This window comes from Corynebacterium sp. CCUG 70398 (assembly GCF_024454055.1).
GTDB lineage: Bacteria > Actinomycetota > Actinomycetes > Mycobacteriales > Mycobacteriaceae > Corynebacterium > Corynebacterium genitalium.
This window is the reverse complement of the sequence record NZ_JAGPYZ010000007.1, coordinates 63,550-83,010: the sequence shown is the minus strand read 5'-3', so window position 1 is coordinate 83,010 and position 19,461 is coordinate 63,550. Positions and strand designations below refer to the sequence as shown.

The window sequence follows — 19,461 nt, the reverse complement described above, 5'->3', positions numbered from 1 at the left end:
TCACAGGCCGCCTGCGGACCATTTAGGGCGTGAGCGCCCCACCTGTAACGCCGAGGGTCTCACCGGAGATAAAAGAGGCTTCCTCAGATGCCAAGAACACGTAAGCACCAGCACATTCGACGGGCTGACCTGCCCGTCCCAGACCGGATTCCTGGCCGAACTCGGTGAGCTTCTCCATCGGCTGGCCGTAGCTCGGCTGCAGCGGGGTCCACACCGGACCCGGCGCGACAGCATTGACACGGATGCCCTTTTCCAGCAGCTCCATGCTCAAGCCCTTCGCCATGTTGTTCATCGCGGCCTTGGTCACGGCGTAGTGGTTCAGGCCCGGCGTCGGGTCATACGCCTGAATGGAGGAGGTGAAAAGGATGGACGAGCCGGGTTTCAGGTGCGGCAACGCCGCCTTGGTCACGCGGAAGGAGCCGTAGATGTTGGTTTTCATCGTGGCATCAAACTCTTCATCGTCGATGTCCAGGAACGATTCGGCGAAGATCTGGCGCGATGCGTTGTTGACCAGGATGTCCAGGCCACCCAGCTCGTCGAGGGCCGTCTGCACGGTCTTGGTGCAGGTATCTGGATCCTGCAGATCGCCTGGGATGCCCACAGCCTTGCGGCCGGCCTCCTCAATGGCGGCCAGCACGCGGTCAGCGTCGACCTGCTCTTCTGGCAGGTACGCGATGGCAACGTCAGCACCCTCACGGGCGTAAGCGATGGCGACGGCAGCACCGATGCCGGAGTCACCACCGGTGATCAGCGCTTTGCGGCCTTCGAGGCGGCCACGACCCACGTAAGACTCCAAACCGATGTCGGCGGTCGGTTCCATTTCAACGTCCAGGCCCGGGTGGGGCTGGCGCTGTTCGGGCGGGGAGATTGTCGGGTACTTGCTGCGGGGGTCAATGAGAGACATGACACCCACCGTACGCAAGAACGTTAGTCCCGGTCGCCGCTGCGCTTGACGCTCTCCTGCTCCTTCATCTCGCGCTTGGACTGTGCATCCTCGTAGACATCCCGCGCCAGCCGGTGCAGGAAACCCACGATCTTATACCGGAACAGCACGGCGTCTTGCGACCTCGGCGCCGCCTGCACCATCTCTTCCGCGTTCCACCCCATCTGGAGCTCTTTGGCCCGCAAGATCTCCGCGTCGAGTTTCACTCCGAGCAGCAGCACAATATTCATTGCCCAGACCATCACGAGCATCGCCAGGACAGACCCGAAGGCCCCGTAGGCGCTCTGAAGCCCGAAGTTGGACACGAACCAGTTGAACAGCGCCCACAGCAGGCCAATGACCACAAGCGCCAGTGCAGAGCCGACGGTGAGTAGGCGGAACCGCCCCGGCCGCACATTCGGTGCGAAGTAGTACAGGCAGGACACCAATGCGATCGCGGCGAGAATCACCACTGGGTAGCGCAACCAGTTCCAGACGGGGATGAAGATCTGGTTGAGGTAGTCCACCACCCCTTGGAGCCGCAGTGGCTCCGCGATGGGCCCTAATACCGCGTCCACGATCGATGTGCGCAGCACTACACCTGCGACCATGATCACGCCACCGAGCACCATCAGCACCGTGATCCCCCACATGGTCAGCCAGGTCACCGGTAAGCTGCGCCCCTCGGTACGGGTGTAGATCACGTTGCAGCTACGGGAAAACGCCCTCACATACGCCGACGAAGAGAAAAGCGACACTAATAGCGAAATGATGATGGCCACGGTGCTCTGCTCCGGGGTACCGGCGACGTTGAGGAGAAGGTCGAGTGCTTGCTCTCGCAGCTCTTCAGGCACCGTGTCCTCAATCACCCCGCCCATGAACTCGCGCAAGTCATCTTTGTCTGACGGGAACATCAGCGTGACCAGCGAGTAAAACGCGAGCAGAGTCGGCGCCATCGCAGTAATAGTGAAATACGTCAGCGTCGCACCCCGGTCCATGAGCGCGATCGGCCCGAAATCGAGCACAGTGCGCGCGATGACGAGCTTCCAACCCTTCCAGCTCAGACGGTTTCCCCTTTGCAAAGCCTTGGGGTTCTTGTCAGGCGGATCCACCAGGACTGTCTCGCCCGGCCCGTAGGTTTGGACTAGTTGCGCAGGGCGCGCGATGATCTCTTTGTCTGCGCCCTTTGCGCTGTCGTCCTCGCTCATATCCCTCACCTTATCTGCCCGGCTCACACGTGCAGCGCATGTTCACAGCAGCTTTGCGCCAGGTTTCTCGGTTAAAATTAAAGACATGGTTCTTGTGGCAAGTGATCCCATCATCAGCGGGGATACGGCCTTTGGTCTCGGCTTCCTGTTCATGATGCTGCTCGGTGTGGCTGCGGTCGTCCTGTTCTTCTGGGCTCTGTTCAGCATCATCCTGGATAAAGGCCTTCAACCTGCGCCCAAGCTGCTCTGGGTCATTGTGGTGCTTTTGCTTCCGGTCATCGGGCCCTTGCTGTGGATCTTTCTCGGCCACAAGGTGGGGCGTCACACCACCCCACTCCAGCCTGGACAAGAACCGCCACCGTGGGAGCGCAAGGACTAAAGGAAGGTTATATCCATGGGCACGACTGAATTCGGTGAACTCGGTTTCAATGTTTCTTGGCTAGAAGTCCTGATCCTCGGCGGCATGGCCCTCCTCGCAGTGGCTTCTTTTGTTCTCTTTGTGTGGGCGATCGCGTCCATTATCAGAGCTGATTATCTCGATGGGGTCTCCAAACTCATTTGGGTCATCGTCTGCGCCCTCTTCCCCCTCATCGGCTCGTTGGTGTGGCTATTCGCGGGTCGTAAGCGATCCGGGCGCAGCGTCGACCCGAACTACATGCCGAGGTAGCACATGGGTCTCTTCGACCGTGTCCGCACGCTCTTCGGCCGTGATACCGTCCCGCTCGTTGCCATGCCGCGCGACCCCCGCGAAGTGGAAGCACGCTCACTCGAGGTTCACACCGCGAACTTGAGCCCCGACACAGATGAAATCATTGTCATCATCACGCTAGACGAAGATGCGTTCCAGGAGCTTTCGCTTATCGACGCTCCCTTGCGCCTCACCTCCCCTACATCCCGTCCCGTCACATTCGTGACCGGTATCACCGGCGGTGCCCCCACGTTGGACCCGAACTACGGCTGGATCATTCCCGTCACAGACGCGACCCGCGAGGAGCTCCACGCTCTCCCGCCAGGTCCGGACGAGCATGAGTTGGCCACGATTCACGTGGGACTCATTGTGCTGGAGTAATGCGCGCTACTTCAGCACGTGCTTGAACAGCCGTTTACGCTGCCTGCGGCCTGGTCAGGTAACCAGAGCGGATCTGCACCGTGCGGATTGTCGCGGACGTCAACGCGAGCACCGCGAGCACCCAGTACGGCAGGGATGGTCCGACAAAGCCGCTCAGCCACTCAATCAACGGCGGGAACCCGAAGCCAATGTAGGTGGCCACGTAGTAAATGCCGATGACAGAGCCACGCTTTTCGGGCGGGCTGAATGTATCAACGTCCAGAAGCCCTTCGCGCAAGCACAGCCCGTACGCGAGGCCCAAGAAGACCGACGCCACGATGAACATGACCATCGATGGGCTTGCTCCGCCGAGCGCCACCAGCGTCATGCCCGTTACCGCGCACAACGCACCGACGACACCGGAGTACGGGCCGAAGTTCATCTTCCGGCCGATCGCCTGGATCACCAGACCCGACCCGAAGGCGGTCACAGCGGCAACGCCCGGCAGGAACGCCCCAGACTCGAAGTACTGTCCCACGCGTCCGGACAGGGTGACAATCGCACAGGTCATGCATGCGAAGACCCACAGACCCATGGGGAATGCAGTCGCCAACGCCTTGCCGGCGGACTGCTCCACCGCCGGCGCCAGCTCATCTGCGTCGTGAGCGCCGTCTGCATCGTCTGCATCGTCGAGCGCATCGCGCTGAATGTCTTCCTCATCCACCTCTTGGTGCAGGACTTCCCGAGTGTGCGGAACATCGCCGACGATGAAGGAGAACACGATCGCACACAGCGAAAGCAGGATCGACGCCACGTACGGGATGTAAATGGCGTTGCTAGCGCTGACCGTGTGCGCGATGATCCCGGAGGCGATCGGCCCCAGCATGAAGCCCGAAGTGAGGAAGATGCCAGCCAGCGTCGTGCCTTCTGTGCCGCGCAAACGCCCGGCCCAGGCAGTGCCCGCGCTGACCACCAGGCCCACGCCGAGTCCGACAACGAAGCGCGCTCCCAGCAATACCGCCGGGTGCTCCTGCCAGAACATGAGCGCGATGTTGCCCAGCATGGCCACGGTCGCGCCGACCATCACCGCCGGGCGTGAACCAAAACGGTCCGCGATGAGGCCGCCAGCGATCAGGCACGGAAACAGACCCAGGGCGTAGATACCGTACGCACTGTTGACTAGCAGCGTCGACATGTCCTGGTTTTCCCGGAGCACCACGAGCACGGACGCGAAGTGGTTCGCGGCCCATCCGGCAGAGATGAGGAACGCTACCACGCTCATGAAGACAGTCTTGGAGTCTTTCGGCGTGAAGGTGCGGGTCATTGCAGGTGCCTCCTCCCGCGGAACAATGCAACGGTTGTGACCCGGGTAACTCTACTCCCGCTAATATCTACTTTCCAACAGATTTATAGAATGGGTGCTTATGACCATGCCCTGGGACCGTCCCGCTTCCCCTCCCCCAAGCGCCCTTTCGCTTATCGACGCCCTCCGCACCGCCCAAGAAATCTCCTGGGCCCGCGAAACTACCCGTGAGCTCGACGCCGATATCGCGGCCGCCGTGGACGAGGCCGCGGAGCGTTTCGACCGCTTCGCTCCGTGGGTGGCCGAGCACTATCCCGAAACCCGCGCTGGGTCAGGCGCGTTCGGCCCCGGCATCATCGAATCTCCCGTCAAGGAAGTACCGGACACCAAGGACTATCTCTCCCGCATCCTCGAGCGCGACCTGTCGGGGCCGCTGTGGATCAAGCGTGACGACGCCCTGCCGATCAGCGGCTCGATCAAAGCCCGCGGCGGGATCCACGAAGTCTTCCGCCTCGCTGAGGAGCAGCCCGGTGTGAAGATCACTGTTGCTTCCACGGGCAACCTAGGGCTGTCCATCGGCACAGTCGGCCCGCAGCTGGGCTTCCCCACCGAGGTGCACATGTCGGTCGACGCCAAACAGTGGAAGAAAGACCGGCTGCGCGCCGGCGGCGCGACCGTCATCGAACACCCTGGACTGTTCACGGACACCGTCGCAGCGGCACGGGCGGCTTCACTCAGCTCAACTACCGAAGCCGGATCGGCGTTCTTCATCGACGACGAGAACTCGCTCGGTCTGTTCACCGGTTACGCCGTTGCTGGCCGTCGCCTCAAGGCCCAGTTCGATGCCCTCGGCAAGGAGTTCACGCCGGACTCCCCGCTTATCGTCTACCTCCCCTGCGGTGTCGGCGGCGGCCCCGGCGGGGTCGCGTTCGGTCTCAAGCAGGCCTTCGGCCGCGCGGTGCAGTGCCATATCGTCGAACCCGTCACCAGCCCGTGCATGGCTCTCGGCCTCGCCACCGGCAAAGGCGCCGACATCACCTGCGCGGACTTCGGCCTGAGCGGGCGCACCATTGCCGATGGTTTAGCTGTGCAGCGCCCGTCGCCGCTCGTCGTCAAGCACGCGGATGCGCTTTTCGACGGCATCCACACCCTCGAAGACGTGACATTCCTCGCCGGAGTCAACTGGCTCGAGCGCACCACCGGCATCGTCGTCGAACCGTCCGCGACAGCCGGCCTGACTATCCCGTGGCGGCTGCCTGATGTGCCCGACACTGCCACGCACCTGGTCTGGCTCACCGGTGGCTCACTCATCCCCGACCAGGACCGGGAACGACTGCGCGGACAAGCGGCCACCGCCGCTATCCAGGCTGCACGTTAGGCAGATTAGCTGGCAACGCTTTCTCCGACGCGCTTGCCGGAGTGAATGCAGCCGCCCAGGAAGGTGCCCTCCAGGGCGTTCTTGCCGTGGTAGCCGCCACCGCCGAATCCGGCGACTTCACCGCAGGCGTAGAGGCCGGGGAAGACGGAGCCGTCGTCGTGCAAAGCGCGGCCGTTCAAGTCTGTCTCAATGCCGCCAAGGGTCTTGCGGGTGAGTATGTGCAGTTTGACGGCAATGAGCGGGCCCTTCTTCTCGTCCAGAAGGCGGTGGGGTTCGGCGCAGCGCACGATCTTGTCGCCCAGGAAATTGCGTGCCGTGCGGATGTAGTTGATCTGCGCGTCCTTGGAGAAGGTGTTGGTCAACTGGGCGTCACGCTCGACGACCTGCTTGTGCACGAGGTCGTAGTTCACCTCGATGGCCTCATCGTCTGCATTTTCGGCAGCCAGCTCGTTCATCTTGCGCACCAGATCTTCAAGGTTGTCGGCAATGACCCAGTCCGCGCCGTTGTCCATGAACGCCTTGACGGCCACGTGCGTGCCGGGGCCGAGCTTGCCGGCGAGCTTCTTGAAGGACTTGTCGGTCAGGTCCGGATTCTGCTCAGAGCCGGAGAAGATGAACTCTTTGTCGGCAATGTGCTGGTTGAGAAGGAACCAGGAGTACCCGTGGCCGGTGCGCCCTATGTGGGCCAGGGCGGCAATGTTGTCCGAGCCCGGGAAGAGGTTCGTGGGCAAGCGCTTGCCAGTCGCGTCGAGCCACATCGACGATGGGCCGGGAATGATGCGGATGCCGTGGCCCGGCCAAATCGGATCCCAGTTGATCATGCCCTCCGGGTAGTGCCACATGCGGTCGGTATTGACCAGGTTCGCACCAGCTGCCTCCGCGATGCCGATGCCTCGGCCGTCGACGAACTCAGGCACACCCGTGACCATCTCCTCCGGGCACGGACCCCAACGGTCGTCCGGCCACATCTCGCGGACCTTGTCCAAGTTTCCGCCAATGCCTCCGGTGGAGATGACAACGGCGTCGCCGCGGATCTCAAACGGTTCCACCTCATCGTTGTTGGAGGCGAAACCGCGCTCGGAGGAATCGTCGGCAAGCACCATGCCTTTGACCCCCACTGCCCTGCCGTTTTCCACGATGATTTCGTCCATGCGGTGGCGGTTGCGGAACTCCACCTTGCCCTGCTTCTCGGCGGCTTCGAGCGGTTCGAGGAAGACGCGGACGACTTCGGGGCCGGTGCCCCATGTGAGGTGGAAACGCGGCACAGTGTTGCCGTGCCCAGATGCATCACCAGAGCCACGCTCAGCCCACCCGACGGTCGGGAGCACACGCAAACCCAGCTCGCCGAGGTAATCGCGCATCTCGTTAGCTGCGAAACGAACAAACTCACGGCCCCACCTGCGCGGCCAATAGTCGTGGTTGCCCTGACCGCCAGGCCCGGTCGCATCGTCGTAATCAGCGGAGTTCTCCCAGTCCGCCCACGCGAGGTCTTCGAAGTCCTTCGCGCCCATCAACTTCTGCTCCGGGGTGCCCACTATGAACAGCCCACCGAGCGACCAAAATGCCTGACCGCCTAAGTTCACCCTGCTTTCCTGGTCGATGAACACGACCTTGCGGCCTGCCTTCACGGCTTCGTGGCCTGCGACAAGTCCGGCCAGGCCCGCGCCGACGATAATGATGGAATCAGAAGTTTTCATGCCAAAAAGAATACCGGCTCCCCGTGAGCCCGTGAGCAGATTGAGAACGAGTTTGAGGGCGTTATAGAAACTGATCAACCATGTCATCTAACGTTCACTCTGCATACCGCGCGCCGGTAGAGCCGGGCAGGTAACGTGACCTAGAAGCTTGCGCGCATGAAAGTTCACGCGCGCGACCTGTGCATGCGACTTGAAAGGTGAAACAACACGATGAAGATTGCAGTTCTCGGCGGAGACGGATTCTGCGGGTGGCCCTCCTCCCTGCACCTTTCGGATCTCGGGCACGACGTCACCATCGTGGACAACCTTTCCCGCCGCGCCATCGACGAAGAGCTCGGCGCTCAGTCGCTCACCCCGATCGTGCCCATCGAGGAGCGTCTGGAAGCGTGGAAAGAGGTTTCTGGCAAGACGATCGAGTTCCGCAACATCGACGTCGCCCAAGACTATGAATCGCTCAAGCGATTCATAGAAGAGGAACGCCCAGACACCATCATCCACTTCGCCGAGCAGCGCGCCGCACCGTACTCGATGAAGAACAACCGCACGAAGCGCTACACCGTGGACAACAACGTCAACGCCACCCACAACCTGCTCGTGGCGGTGGTGGAGTCTGGCCTGGACATCCACATCGTCCACCTGGGCACCATGGGTGTGTACGGCTACGGCACTGCTGGAATGGAGATCCCGGAGGGCTACCTAGACATCAAGGTCGACGCTGGTGAAAACGGCATGATCGACCAGCAGATCCTCTACCCCACCAATCCGGGCTCGGTGTACCACCTGACCAAGGTGCTGGACCAGAACCTGTTCGCGTACTACGCCAAGAACGACGAACTGCGCATCACCGACCTGCACCAGGGCATCATCTGGGGCACCCACACCCCGCAGACGGAGCGCGACGAGCGCCTGATCAACCGCTTCGACTACGACGGAGACTACGGCACCGTGCTCAACCGCTTCCTCATGCAGGCAGCTATCGGCTACCCGCTGACTGTGCACGGCACCGGCGGCCAGACCCGCGCGTTCATCCACATCCGCGATATGGCCAAGTGCATCCAGCTCGCGGTGGAAAACCCGCCGGAGAACGGCGAGCGCGTGAAGATCTTCAACCAGATGACGGAGACTCACCGCGTCCGCGACCTGGCCAAGCTCATCGCCGACATCTCCGGCACGGAGTACGCGCTCGTGCCCAACCCGCGCAAGGAGGCCGACGAGAACGATCTCTTTGTCTCCAACGACACCTTCTTGAGCCTCGGCCTCGAGCCCACGAAGCTCGCTGAAGGCCTGCTGCAGGAGGTGGAAGAGGTAGCGAAGCGCTACGCCGACCGCGTGGACCGCTCCAAGATCCCCGCCCGCTCCCTGTGGACCGAGAACCAGGCTGAGGGTGTGCCGGAGACCGAGCGCTAGCTCGAGCCCCCATGCGCATTGCCATCTTCACGGAGGTCTTCCTCCCCAAAATTGACGGTGTGGTCACCCGCATCATTCGCACCGTGGACCAGTTGGCGGAAATGGGCCACGACGTAGTCATCTTCGCCACCGGTGATGCCCCTGACACCTACGCGGGGTTCCCTGTGGAGAAGGTGCCCAGCATTTCCTTCCACTGGATTTACCCGGAGATCAAAGTCGGTTTGCCGATGCCGCGGGTATCTAAGCGCCTCAAAGAGTTCGGGCCGGACATCGTGCACATCGTCAACCCCGTCGCGTACGCCGGATACGCCGCCGTTGTGGCCCGCCGCCAGAAGATCCCTCTCTTGGCGTCCTTCCACACGGATGTGCCCGCCTACACGAAGGATCTGGGCATTGGCTTCGTGCATAAGCAGTCGATCTGGCTGATCAAGAATTGGCACAATCTCGCGGGAATGAACCTGGTCACCTCTGACCCCATGATGGACACTGCCGCAGGCTACGGCTTCAAGAACGTGGCGCTGTGGCCGAAGGCTGTCGACACCGTCGGTTACCACCCGGACAAGTACTCGGAGCAGATGCGGGCGCGTCTCACTGACGGCAATCCGGAGGCTCCCCTACTGCTCTACGTCGGGCGCATGTCGGCGGAGAAGAATCTGACCATCCTCAACGATGTCATGCCGCTGCTGCGCGAGAAGGTCCCCGGCGCGCGCTTGGCCATGGTCGGCGAAGGCCCGCTGTACGAGCAGATGAAGAAGGCCTTCAACCCCGAGTTCACCCACTTCACCGGCTACATGTCGGGCGAGCCGCTTGCGCAAGCATTCGCGTCGGCGGATGTTTTCGCGTTCCCCTCGCTGACCGAAACTCTCGGCCTCGTCGCGCTGGAATCTTTCGCGTCCGGCGTCCCAGTTGTCGGCGCCCGCGCAGGCGGCATCCCCTTCGTGATTGACGACGGCGAGACGGGCCTGCTCGTGGATAAAGAGGCCTCAGCCGCGCAATGGGCGGACGCGTTCGCGCAGTTGCTTATTGACGCCCCTCGCCGCCACACCATGGGCACCCTTGCCCGCGAAGAGGCGCAGCGGTGGTCGTGGCGCGCGGCCACAGAAAAGCTGGTCGAGTACTACGAGCAGTGCATCAGCGGGCACGCCAAATAATTTTTCTCTCGACGTGTAACCTTACGCTTCTATGCAAAGTCTAAGGATCAGGACATCAGTTGATGATGTCGCTGTACGAGACGTTCACTTTCCCGAAAGGAAATCCTCCCTCTCATGTTCAACGAATCTGTCCACCTTTTCGCCCAGACCTACAGCGAGTACGGCACCACCACCGACGTGGTCATCCCCGAAGGCTTGCTCATCGGTTTGGGAATCGCCAGCCTGATCTCCTTCATCGTGTGGCTCTGGGCGGTCATTGACTTCGCCCGCACCAAGCCGATGGATAGCACCTCGAGGATCATCTGGCTGGTCGCGCTTCTCTTCGCTGGCATCTTCGCCGCGCTGGTTTGGCTGCTGTGGGGCCGCCGGAACAAAGACAAGTGGCGGGCTAACGACGTCACCCAGACTGCACCGGGCGGACCGAGCGCTCCGGGCGGCTACCAGTACTAGTAGCTGGCTGCTAGTCGAACTCGGCCGGGTCGATTGACCCGGCTTTCGTTATTTCTCCAGGTGCAATTTCGAAGAACCGGGCACCAGACCCTGGGGTGGTCTCTACGTGAATGAGACCCTCATTCGCGCCAATGAAGACGGCTTCACCCGGGGCCAGCTCCAGCGGCGAGGAAGTCTCAGTCGCAATGGTCAGGGTGCCTTCCACCACCAGGATGATGGTCGGTTCCCCACCGTCAATGCGGACCATTGTGCCGTTTTCTTCTTCGTCATCAGTTTCGTCGAAGTAGCGGGTGACCCGGAAATCCGGGATGCCAACGTCGAAGTTGCGCGTGTACAGGCTGAGCGTTTCTGTGGCCTTGCCGTGGAAGGTGGGGTCCTCCAGCGGCGTGAACTCCAGAATGCTCAGCAGTTCTGCCTGATCGATGTGCTTGCTGGTCAATCCGCCGCGCAGCACATTGTCGGAGTTGGCCATCACTTCCACACCGAGGCCGCTGATGTAGGCGTGTAGGTTACCGGCCGGCAAGAAAAGCCCGTCACCTGTGTCCAGCTCGACGTGGTTGAGCAAGAGCGCGGCAAGGATGCCCACATCGCCGGGGAACTGCTCCCCAATGAACTCCAGGTTCCGGGCGATGGTGATCAGTTCCGCCTCATCCGTCTCACCGTCAGCGAGGGCTTGCGCCCGCTGAACGACAGCGTTGGCCAACGGGGCAGGGTCATCCAACGACAGCCACCCCTCCAGCACCGTGTGCAGGCGTTGTTCCTCGCTCATCGTTTCGTCGGCGAGAACCTTCTGGGCGGGGTTAAGCGCCGGGAGCGCAAGAACGTCGATAAGCGCCCGGGTTTTGGCCACCGGGCGGAATCCTGCGAGCGCACGGAACGGAGACAGCGCGACGAGGATCTCCGGCTTGTGGTTGTCGTCCTTGTAGTTACGTGCGGGCGCGTCCACGGGGATGCCGGCGGCGTTCTCCCATGCGAAACCCTCCCGCGCCTGCGCAATGGACGGGTGCGCCTGGATGGACAGGGGCTGCGCGGCCGCGAGAATCTTCACGAGGTACGGCAACGTGCCGGAGAAAGTCTCCGCGCACTGCGGGCCGAGAATCCCCGCGGGGTCGGCGGCGATGACAGCATCGAGCGGGCCGGCGTCGGTCAAAGACGGCGCGCTCGGGTGCGCACCGAACCATAGCTCGGCTTCCGGTTTGCCTGAAGGTTCGCGGTTCTGCAGCGAAGCAATGCTGGAGTCATCGCCCCAGGGATAATGTTGCAGCTGCCCTGTCAGTTTGAGCACTAGCGGATGTCCTGCGGATCCTTGCGCTCCGGCAAGATCTTCGGGCGTACGCCCGCGATCTCCTCGACGATGCGCACAACCTGGTTGGAGTAGCCGAACTCGTTGTCGTACCAGACGTAGAGCACCAAGTGGTTGCCGGTGGCGATGGTGGCCAACCCGTCCACGATGCCGGCGTGGGTGGTGCCCACGAAGTCGGTGGAAACAATGTCCGGGGACTGGATGTAGTCGATCTGCTGGCGCAGGTCCGAGTCAGTGGACACGCGACGGAGGTAGTTGTTCACGTCGTCCTTGTTCACCTCGGAATCCAGATCGAGGTTGAGCACAGCCATGGACACATCCGGGGTAGGAACGCGGATGGCGTTACCGGTGAGCTTGCCCTCAAACTCCGGCAGCGCCTTGGACACGGCCTTGGCTGCACCGGTCTCGGTGAGCACCATGTTCAGGCCGGCGGCGCGGCCGCGACGGGCACCCTTGTGGAAGTTGTCAGCCAGGTTCTGGTCATTGGTGTAGGAGTGGACGGTCTCAACGTGGCCGTGCTTGACGCCCCAACGGTCGCCAACGACCTTGAGCACTGGCGTGATCGCGTTCGTGGTGCACGACGCTGCGGAGAGCACGCGGTCCTGCTCGGAATCGTCGATCATGTCGTGGTTCACGCCGTAGACAATGTTCTTCACGTCGCCCTTGCCCGGCGCGGTCAGCAGCGCGCGGGCGACACCCTTGGAATCCAGGTGGCGGGACAGGCCAGCACGGTCGCGCCAGCGGCCGGTGTTGTCCACAACGATTGCGTCGTTGATGCCGTAGGCGGTGTAGTCGATCGCACCCGGATCATCGGAGTAAATCATCTGGATTGGGGTGCCGTTAGCCCAGATGATCTCGTTCTCACGATCGACGGTGATCGTGCCGTTGAACGCACCGTGGACGGAATCGCGGCGCAGCAGGGACGCGCGCTTGACGATGTCGTCGTCGCCCTTCTTACGCACGACCACGGCACGCAGGCGCACGCCGCCGTACTGGGCCTCACGCGCGATAAGGATGCGGGCGAGCAGGCGACCGATGCGGCCGAAGCCGTAGAGGACCACGTCACGCGGGACGCGGTGGCTGTCAGCACCGATGACTTCCGCCAGCTCCTCCTCGAGGAAGGTGCGCAGCTCCACTCCCTCGGTGCGGCTGTAGTTCTTGGCCAGACGGCCTAGATCGATGGACGCAGTGCCCAGGTCCATCGTGGACAGCTCACGCAAAATCGGTAGGGTCGCGTCCAGCGGAAGCTCGCGGGCGACCACGCGGCGGGCGTAGCGGTGGGCCTTGATGATCTCAATGTCTGTCATTCCCACCAGAATGCGGCCGTAGATCGATGTCACAGCGTTGTTCTCGCGGTGGAGCTTACTGATCAGCGGCAGCATTTCCTGGGCGAGCTTCAGCTTGTTGTTCCAGTCCTCGGTCAGGTTCTGGGGCTGCCCTACGGCTTCCGTCACGTCTGCGTCCTTCCTTACATTCTCTACATGCGTTAGTGCTTCAGCTGGCCTGCTCACAGGCCACTAAGTGACTTAGTCTAGTACTTCCCTGTACCGCTCCGGCCCTGGCGCCGGGGCGAAGTCCGCATCGTTGGACTTATCCACCAGCACAGCGCGTACTCCTTCGAGGAAATCCGGCTCGCGGCGGATCTTCAACCCCAACCTCTCTTCGTTGTCGAGACTGCCTTTCAGATCGTGCTTGGCGTTGGCATCCATCAGCTCCGCCGAGGCGACCAATGATGCCGGGGAGGCCTGCTTCAGCAGCGGGTTGGCCAGCTCGCCGAGCTCACCAGTCAGCTGCTCACGGATGTGAGACCAGGGGCCGGTGAAAGTGCCGTCGACAAGCGAATAAATGCTCTCGATCTCCGCTTCGCCGTGCTCCATGCCCATCGCGTCGAGCGCACCGGCCCCCTCGTTGATCACGCGCTCCGCGACACCGTCAAGCGATTCAACGAGGTGCGTGGCCAGGCCCGTGGCCATCATGTCATTCGCTTTGAGGCGGTACCCCGTAAGCGCGAGGAACGTGCCCAGACCCTGCGACGGGTGCTTCGGCAGATTCTGCAGCATCCAGCTCATACCCACATCGGTGAAATAGCCGATGTTCATCTCCGGCATCGAGCTGAATGCATCGGGGGTGACTACGAAGTGGCTGCCATGTGCGGTCAGGCCCAAACCGCCGCCCATGACTACCCCGGAAATGAGCGAGATGTACGGCTTCGGGAATTCAGAAATAAGGTAGTTCATCTCGTATTCGCGGCGGAAGAACTCGTCGACGCCGTCGTGGTTGCCGGCCATGATCTGCTCGCGCGCGTAGCGCACATCGCCGCCCGCACAGAAGTGCTTGCCGCTCGATTGAACCAGCACTTGCTCAATCGCGTCGTCCTCGCGCCAGGCGCGCAACGCATCGATGATCGGGTAGAGAATGTCCGGATTCAGCGAGTTCAGCGCCTTCGGCCGGTCGAGCGTGACCACTCCGGTAGACTGAACCACATCGATTTTCACTGGTTGCGTCGCATTTTCGTTGCTTTCACTCATGAAACCAGTGTTCCATACCCTACAAAGGACTGCTATGAGCTTTCCCCGCATCGTTGCTTTGGACATGGACGGCACGCTCGTCGACCCGGACGGCAACATTCCCGACGAATTCTGGCCGCTGCTGGGGCGTGCCAAGGACGCAGGGATGATCATCGCCCCCACATCGGGCCGCCAGCTGGCCACACTGCAGACAATGTTCGACGGCCGCGGACTGGAGACGTTCATCGCCGAAAACGGCGCCGTCGTGTGGCACCGCGGAGAGATCGTCTCTACCAAGCCGATGTCCCTGGACACCGTCACTTCGATCCTCGACGCTGTCCGCGAGAGCGACACCGCCATTCACCCCGTCGTGTGCATGCCCGAGTACGCCTACGTTGCCGAGGCCATGCCGCAGTGGGTACAGGAGGAGACGGACAAGTACTACGTGTCGCAGCGTGCGGTTGGTTCGCTTATCGACGCTGCCCGGACCGACTCCAACCCCACCACCAAAGTGTCCCTGTTCGTGGAGTCCAATGCCGAAGATGACGGTGTGCCCCTGATCGAGAAAGCGGCCCCCGGTGTGAACGCGGCGGTCAGCTCCGAGCACTGGCTGGACATCATGTCCGACGATGCCAATAAGGGCGCCGCCCTGACGTCACTCGCGGAATCGCTGGATGTCGACATCGCCGACACTGCCGCCATCGGTGACTACCTCAACGACACGTCCATGCTCGAAGCTGCTGGCACCGCCGTGGCGATGGGAAACGCGCACAGCGACCTGAAAGCCATCGCCGACGAGATCACCGGCACCAATGCGGAGCACGGTGCCCTCAACGCAATCCGTAGGTGGCTGGAGGCCAACGACTAGAAAATGATCGATTTCACCGCACCCGCTGACGTTGTCGGCCCACAGTTGCTTGGCTGCCTGATCACCCACAACGGCGTGACAATCCGGTTGACAGAGGTGGAGGCTTACCTCGGCGAGGAGGATGAGGCCGCACACACCTACCGTGGAAAGACGCAGCGTAACGCTGCCATGTTCGGTGAGCCGGGCCGGCTCTACGTCTACCTCTCCTACGGCATTCACTTGAACGGCAACATCGTCTGCGCTCCGGAGGGCACAGGCCAGGGATGCCTCATGCGTGGTGGTGAGGTTGTAGAGGGGGTCAACGTGGCGCGGGAACGTCGACAAGCGAAAGGCAATATTGTCGTCGACGAGAACCTTGCGCGCGGACCCGGAAATTTGGGGCAGGCACTGGGGCTGTCCCTGCCCGACAACGGCACCCCCGTCCAGCTGACCGAACGCAATGAAGAACCAGAGTGGGAGTCTGGGCCGCGTGTGGGCATCAGCAAAAACGTCGATGCCCCCTACCGCTTCTGGATCCCCGGCGACCCGACCGTGAGCAAGTTCCGGGGAAAGAAACGCTAGTTCTTCTTGCCCTTCTTGTCGCGCTCCAAGTCGGCAGCGACATCGGGGACGTAACGGAACTCCTCGCGCGGTGGCCGCTCATAGTTGCTGGAGGCGGGCCGCTCCGGGATCTCAGGGAGGTCGAGGGCGACGTCCTCGTACGGGATCGAGGCCAGCAGATGCGAGATGACGTTGATGCGCGAGCGCTTCTTATCTTCGCTCTCCACCGTGTTCCACGGCGCCTCTGGGATGTCGGTGTGGACGAACATCTCGTCTTTCGCGCGGGAGTACTCCTCCCACTTCGTGATGGATTCCAGATCCATCGGTGACAGCTTCCACTGGCGCAACGGGTCTTCGCGGCGGGACTGAAAACGCGCAATCTGCTCTTCATCGGAGACAGAGAACCAGTACTTGCGCAGCAAGATCCCGTCCTCGACCAGCAGGCGTTCAAAGATCGGCGCTTGGTGGAGGAAACGGCGGTACTCGTCCGTCGTGCAGAAACCCATCACGCGCTCTACACCGGCACGGTTGTACCAGGAGCGGTCAAAGATGACGATCTCACCAGCCGCAGGCAGGCGCTCGATGTAGCGCTGGAAGTACCACTGCGTCTGCTCGCGCTCCGTCGGCTTAGGCAATGCCTCAATGCGGCACACCCGCGGGTTGAGGTACTGGGTAATGCGCTTGATCGCCGAGCCCTTGCCAGCGGCGTCGCGACCCTCCATCACGATGACGATACGGGCACCCGTGGCAACGACCCACTGCTGCAACTTCACCAGCTCGGCCTGGAGCCGCAGCAGCTCTTTCTCATAAGCCTTCTTCGCCAGCTTCGGGGGCTTGGTGTATTCCTCTGCTTTGGAATCTCGGGCTTCGGAATTGATGTCGGAACTCATGGGCTTTCACCGTAGTCCCGGCTGTGAGATACCTGGCAACCGGGGTCGCCCCGGCAGGCGGAGGGGTGATTCCCCCCCCAGCTAGTTCACCTTGAACTCAGCCATCTCGTCCCACTCGGTCTTGCCTTCGATCAGGGTGTTGATGATCTCCGGGGTCTCCTCCAGAATCTTCGGGAACAGCTCCTGTGCGGCCTTGAAGTGATCAGAGGTGACGTGGGCCTCGGCGGCATCGTCCTGGAACGCCTCGACGAGGATGTACTCGCCAGGCTGGTCGGTGTTGCGGTACCACTCGAAGAACAGGCATCCGGCCTCGTTGCGGGACGCATCAGTGAAGTCGGCGACCAGTTCGCGGAAGTTCTCGGTGTTTTCGGGCAAGGGCTTGAAACGGACATTGATGAGGATCATGAGGCCCAGTGTAGAGCGGCTCACTACACTGGGAAGAACTACTTTCGACGAACTGGAAAGCGTGGTGCACCGTGAGCGAGCACATCGACCTCAACGCCGACCTTGGCGAGACGACGGCGGGTAACCCCGTCGCCGACGACGCAGCCATGCTGGAGATGGTCTCCAGCGCCAACGTGGCTACAGGTTTCCACGCGGGTGATCCGCATTCCATTAAAGGGACGCTTGTCGACGCGAAAAGAAGCAACGTGACCGTCGGCGCCCACATCGCCTACAAGGACCCGGCCGGTTTCGGTCGTCGTTTCATCGACTACGACCCAGCCGAGCTGGCTGACGAGACGTTGTACCAAATTGGCGCTCTTGACGCGCTGGCCCGTGCGCAGGGATTGGAGGTCCGTTACGTCAAGCCGCACGGTGCGCTGTACAACACCATCGTTCACCACGACAAGCACGCCCAAGCCGTGATCGACGGCATCAAAGCCTTTGGGGATCTCCCAGTCATGCTTCTGCCTGGCGGCGCCGCGGTGGACATCGCAGAAAAGGCTGGCCTGCGGGTGATCCGTGAAGCCTTCGCGGACCGCGGGTACAACCCGGACGGCACTTTGGTCTCCCGCCGCGAACCGAACGCTGTGATGACGGATGCCCAACAGGTGGCTGAGCGCGTGTTGCAGGTCGCCTCAACCGGTGCCGTCACTGCCATCGACGGCAGTATCGTCGACGTTGCTGCGGAATCGGTGTGCGTGCACGGCGACTCCCCCGGCTCTGTTGAGTTGACCCGCAGCGTTGTGGCGAAGCTGCAGGACGAAGGCATTGAGATCAGGAGCTTCCTGTGAGCGGCACCATTAAACGCGACATCAAGCGCGTGGGCACGCGCGGACTCATGGTCGACCTAGTCAGCCTCGAACAGGTCATGGATTTCTACGCGGCCTTAAGCACCGAGCCTCTCGAGCGCCAAACCGACGTCATCGCCGGCGCCCGCACCGTGCTGGTCACCTTTGATTCCACCTCGGCGGCTACAGCAGCAGCCGAATTCCTCCGCGACTTCGAACCCGAGGCGGCAGGAAGCAAGGAATCCCGCGAGATCGAAATTGAGGTTTGCTACGACGGCGCAGACCTCGACGAACTAGCTGAACACCTGGGCAAGACCCGCGACGAACTCATCGAATGGCACACCTCCACCGTGTGGAAGGCCGGGTTTGGCGGATTCGCTCCCGGATTCACCTACTGCGTCCCTGAAAACGAGGCAGACGCACTCGACGTGCCACGCCGCTCATCCCCCCGTACTGAGGTCCCAGCCGGCGCCGTCGCATTGGCTGGTGACTTCTCCGCCGTTTACCCGCGCACCTCACCAGGCGGGTGGCAGCTCATCGGCACGACCACGACACCGATGTGGGACTCCACCGCTGAGCCTCCGGCGTTGGTCAGCCCTGGGGATACGGTGCGCTATGTCAGCGTCGAAAAGCTTGCGCACGAGCAAGAGACCAGCCACTTCGAGCTGGACACTCCCCCACGCATGCCGCTGTTCACTGTGGACGATGCTGGACTGCAGACGCTCTACCAGGACCTAGGCAGGCAGGGCAACGGCAGCCTCGGCGTGACCACGTCCGGATCGTCGGACCGTGCGTCCGCGCGCATCGCGAACGACGTGGTGGGCAACAAGCGCAACGCGACTCTCCTGGAAAACATCGGCGGGCTGACTATGACGGCACTGACGGAAACCGTCGTGTGCGTCACCGGTGCCGACACCGACGTGTTCGTGGGCCAGAGGTCGTTCCCACTCGCCACCCCGATCATTGTGCCGGCCGGTGCGCAGCTCGTTGTCGCCCCACCCCGGGTGGGCATGCGCTCTTATATCGCTGTGCGCGGCGGGCTCATCGCCGATACCGAGTTGGATTCCGCCGCGACCGACCTGCTCTCCGGGCTCGGCCCCGCACCGATCCAGGCTGGCGACACCGTTTCCGTGTCGCTGAAGAAGCCGGACACTGCGAACGCCCTGTTGTCCAACCCACTGCGCGTCACCGCTGACACCGCGACCGTGCGCTGCGTGCTCGGCCCGCGCGATGACTGGTTCAGCACAGATGAAGTCGAGCGTTTCTTTGACACGACTTTCACGGTGACCGGCGAATCCAACCGCGTCGGCGTGCGCCTAGAAACAGACAAACCGCTGCAGCGTGATCGCAGTGGCGAACTTCCCTCAGAAGGCATGGTGGCCGGCAGCGTGCAAATCCCGCCCAGCGGCCAGCCCGTCGTGTTCCTGCGTGACCACGCAGTGACCGGTGGCTATCCCGTCATTGCCACCGTGATCAGTGAAGACGTCGACATTGCCGCGCAACTTTCCCCTGGCTCCACCATCCGCTTCGAACGATACAGCGAAAGAGATTAACTAC

Annotated in this window: 20 protein-coding genes; 11 read left to right on the top strand and 9 right to left on the bottom strand. The window is 62.1% G+C overall.

Annotated features, from left to right (window positions below):
- Positions 1-22: 22 nt before the first annotated feature.
- Together KBX07_RS08745 and KBX07_RS08740 are read right to left on the bottom strand one after the other, a co-directional pair.
- Entirely contained in the window at positions 23-904 is an 882-nt protein-coding gene (locus KBX07_RS08745) for an SDR family oxidoreductase (protein ID WP_005291217.1), read from the bottom strand.
- Between the two features lie 23 nt (positions 905-927).
- The gene (locus KBX07_RS08740; RefSeq protein ID WP_256023801.1) at positions 928-2,130 is read right to left on the bottom strand and encodes a YihY/virulence factor BrkB family protein; all 1,203 of its coding nucleotides are present in this window, start codon (positions 2,128-2,130) and stop codon (positions 928-930) included.
- 85 nt (positions 2,131-2,215) lie between these two features.
- Here KBX07_RS08740 and KBX07_RS08735 point away from each other — a divergent pair, with 85 nt between their 5' ends.
- The 3 genes from KBX07_RS08735 to KBX07_RS08725 are packed head-to-tail and all read left to right on the top strand — an operon-like array spanning position 2,216 to position 3,199.
- Positions 2,216-2,509 carry a PLDc N-terminal domain-containing protein gene (locus KBX07_RS08735; protein ID WP_005291223.1) on the top strand — a complete coding sequence of 98 codons (294 nt, stop codon included), beginning with the start codon at positions 2,216-2,218 and terminating at the stop codon, positions 2,507-2,509.
- Positions 2,510-2,524: 15 nt separating this feature from the next.
- Positions 2,525-2,797 (top strand): PLD nuclease N-terminal domain-containing protein, encoded by a 273-nt coding sequence (locus KBX07_RS08730; protein WP_005291227.1) that lies wholly within the window; start codon positions 2,525-2,527, stop codon positions 2,795-2,797.
- Between the two features lie 3 nt (positions 2,798-2,800).
- Positions 2,801-3,199 carry a hypothetical protein gene (locus KBX07_RS08725; RefSeq protein ID WP_005291230.1) on the top strand — a complete coding sequence of 133 codons (399 nt, stop codon included), beginning with the start codon at positions 2,801-2,803 and terminating at the stop codon, positions 3,197-3,199.
- 34 nt (positions 3,200-3,233) lie between these two features.
- Here KBX07_RS08725 and KBX07_RS08720 read toward each other — a convergent pair whose 3' ends face one another.
- On the bottom strand, positions 3,234-4,502 hold the full coding sequence (locus KBX07_RS08720) for an MFS transporter (protein ID WP_256018824.1): 1,269 nt from the start codon (positions 4,500-4,502) through the stop codon (positions 3,234-3,236).
- 100 nt (positions 4,503-4,602) lie between these two features.
- Between KBX07_RS08720 and KBX07_RS08715 the strand changes: the two genes are divergently transcribed.
- The gene (locus KBX07_RS08715) at positions 4,603-5,859 is read left to right on the top strand and encodes a D-serine ammonia-lyase (protein ID WP_256023799.1); all 1,257 of its coding nucleotides are present in this window, start codon (positions 4,603-4,605) and stop codon (positions 5,857-5,859) included.
- 5 nt (positions 5,860-5,864) lie between these two features.
- Here KBX07_RS08715 and KBX07_RS08710 read toward each other — a convergent pair whose 3' ends face one another.
- On the bottom strand, positions 5,865-7,556 hold the full coding sequence (locus KBX07_RS08710; protein WP_256023798.1) for an FAD-binding dehydrogenase: 1,692 nt from the start codon (positions 7,554-7,556) through the stop codon (positions 5,865-5,867).
- Positions 7,557-7,766: 210 nt separating this feature from the next.
- Between KBX07_RS08710 and KBX07_RS08705 the strand changes: the two genes are divergently transcribed.
- The 3 genes from KBX07_RS08705 (at position 7,767) to KBX07_RS08695 (ending at position 10,564) form a co-directional block, all read left to right on the top strand.
- Positions 7,767-8,963, top strand: a complete 1,197-nt coding sequence (locus KBX07_RS08705; RefSeq protein WP_255997077.1) for an NAD-dependent epimerase/dehydratase family protein — start codon at positions 7,767-7,769, stop codon at positions 8,961-8,963.
- Positions 8,964-8,974: 11 nt separating this feature from the next.
- A complete protein-coding gene (locus tag KBX07_RS08700; RefSeq protein ID WP_256018831.1) occupies positions 8,975-10,114 on the top strand; it encodes a glycosyltransferase family 1 protein in 1,140 nt (379 codons plus the stop codon).
- A 114-nt stretch (positions 10,115-10,228) separates the two neighbouring features.
- The gene (locus tag KBX07_RS08695) at positions 10,229-10,564 is read left to right on the top strand and encodes a PLD nuclease N-terminal domain-containing protein (protein WP_005291246.1); all 336 of its coding nucleotides are present in this window, start codon (positions 10,229-10,231) and stop codon (positions 10,562-10,564) included.
- Between the two features lie 10 nt (positions 10,565-10,574).
- Here KBX07_RS08695 and manA read toward each other — a convergent pair whose 3' ends face one another.
- The 3 genes from manA to KBX07_RS08680 all read right to left on the bottom strand — a co-directional run bounded on the left by manA (position 10,575) and on the right by KBX07_RS08680 (position 14,395).
- Positions 10,575-11,849, bottom strand: coding sequence for a mannose-6-phosphate isomerase, class I (manA, locus tag KBX07_RS08690; protein WP_256023796.1), 1,275 nt, complete (start codon positions 11,847-11,849; stop codon positions 10,575-10,577).
- Entirely contained in the window at positions 11,849-13,321 is a 1,473-nt protein-coding gene (locus tag KBX07_RS08685) for a glyceraldehyde-3-phosphate dehydrogenase (protein WP_255995442.1), read from the bottom strand. Before KBX07_RS08685 ends, manA begins: the two co-directional genes overlap by 1 nt.
- Positions 13,322-13,393: 72 nt before the next feature.
- Positions 13,394-14,395, bottom strand: a complete 1,002-nt coding sequence (locus KBX07_RS08680; protein ID WP_256023795.1) for a 3-hydroxyisobutyryl-CoA hydrolase — start codon at positions 14,393-14,395, stop codon at positions 13,394-13,396.
- Positions 14,396-14,429: 34 nt separating this feature from the next.
- Here KBX07_RS08680 and KBX07_RS08675 point away from each other — a divergent pair, with 34 nt between their 5' ends.
- A complete protein-coding gene (locus KBX07_RS08675; RefSeq protein WP_256023793.1) occupies positions 14,430-15,242 on the top strand; it encodes an HAD family hydrolase in 813 nt (270 codons plus the stop codon).
- A gap of 3 nt (positions 15,243-15,245) precedes the next feature.
- Entirely contained in the window at positions 15,246-15,803 is a 558-nt protein-coding gene (locus KBX07_RS08670; protein ID WP_256023791.1) for a DNA-3-methyladenine glycosylase, read from the top strand.
- Here the strand turns inward: KBX07_RS08670 and ppk2 are convergent.
- On the bottom strand, positions 15,800-16,672 hold the full coding sequence (gene ppk2, locus KBX07_RS08665; protein ID WP_255995437.1) for a polyphosphate kinase 2: 873 nt from the start codon (positions 16,670-16,672) through the stop codon (positions 15,800-15,802). The two genes, KBX07_RS08670 and ppk2, sit on opposite strands and share 4 nt — an antisense overlap.
- A gap of 81 nt (positions 16,673-16,753) precedes the next feature.
- Complete coding sequence (locus KBX07_RS08660; protein WP_005291270.1) at positions 16,754-17,077, bottom strand: putative quinol monooxygenase; 324 nt, start codon at positions 17,075-17,077, stop codon at positions 16,754-16,756.
- A gap of 71 nt (positions 17,078-17,148) precedes the next feature.
- On the opposite strand from KBX07_RS08660, the gene KBX07_RS08655 reads away from it, so the two are divergent.
- Positions 17,149-17,907: a LamB/YcsF family protein gene (locus KBX07_RS08655; protein WP_005291273.1), complete on the top strand. Its 759-nt coding sequence runs from the start codon at positions 17,149-17,151 to the stop codon at positions 17,905-17,907.
- The gene (locus tag KBX07_RS08650) at positions 17,904-19,457 is read left to right on the top strand and encodes an urea amidolyase family protein (protein WP_256023790.1); all 1,554 of its coding nucleotides are present in this window, start codon (positions 17,904-17,906) and stop codon (positions 19,455-19,457) included. Before KBX07_RS08655 ends, KBX07_RS08650 begins: the two co-directional genes overlap by 4 nt.
- Positions 19,458-19,461 lie beyond the last annotated feature (4 nt).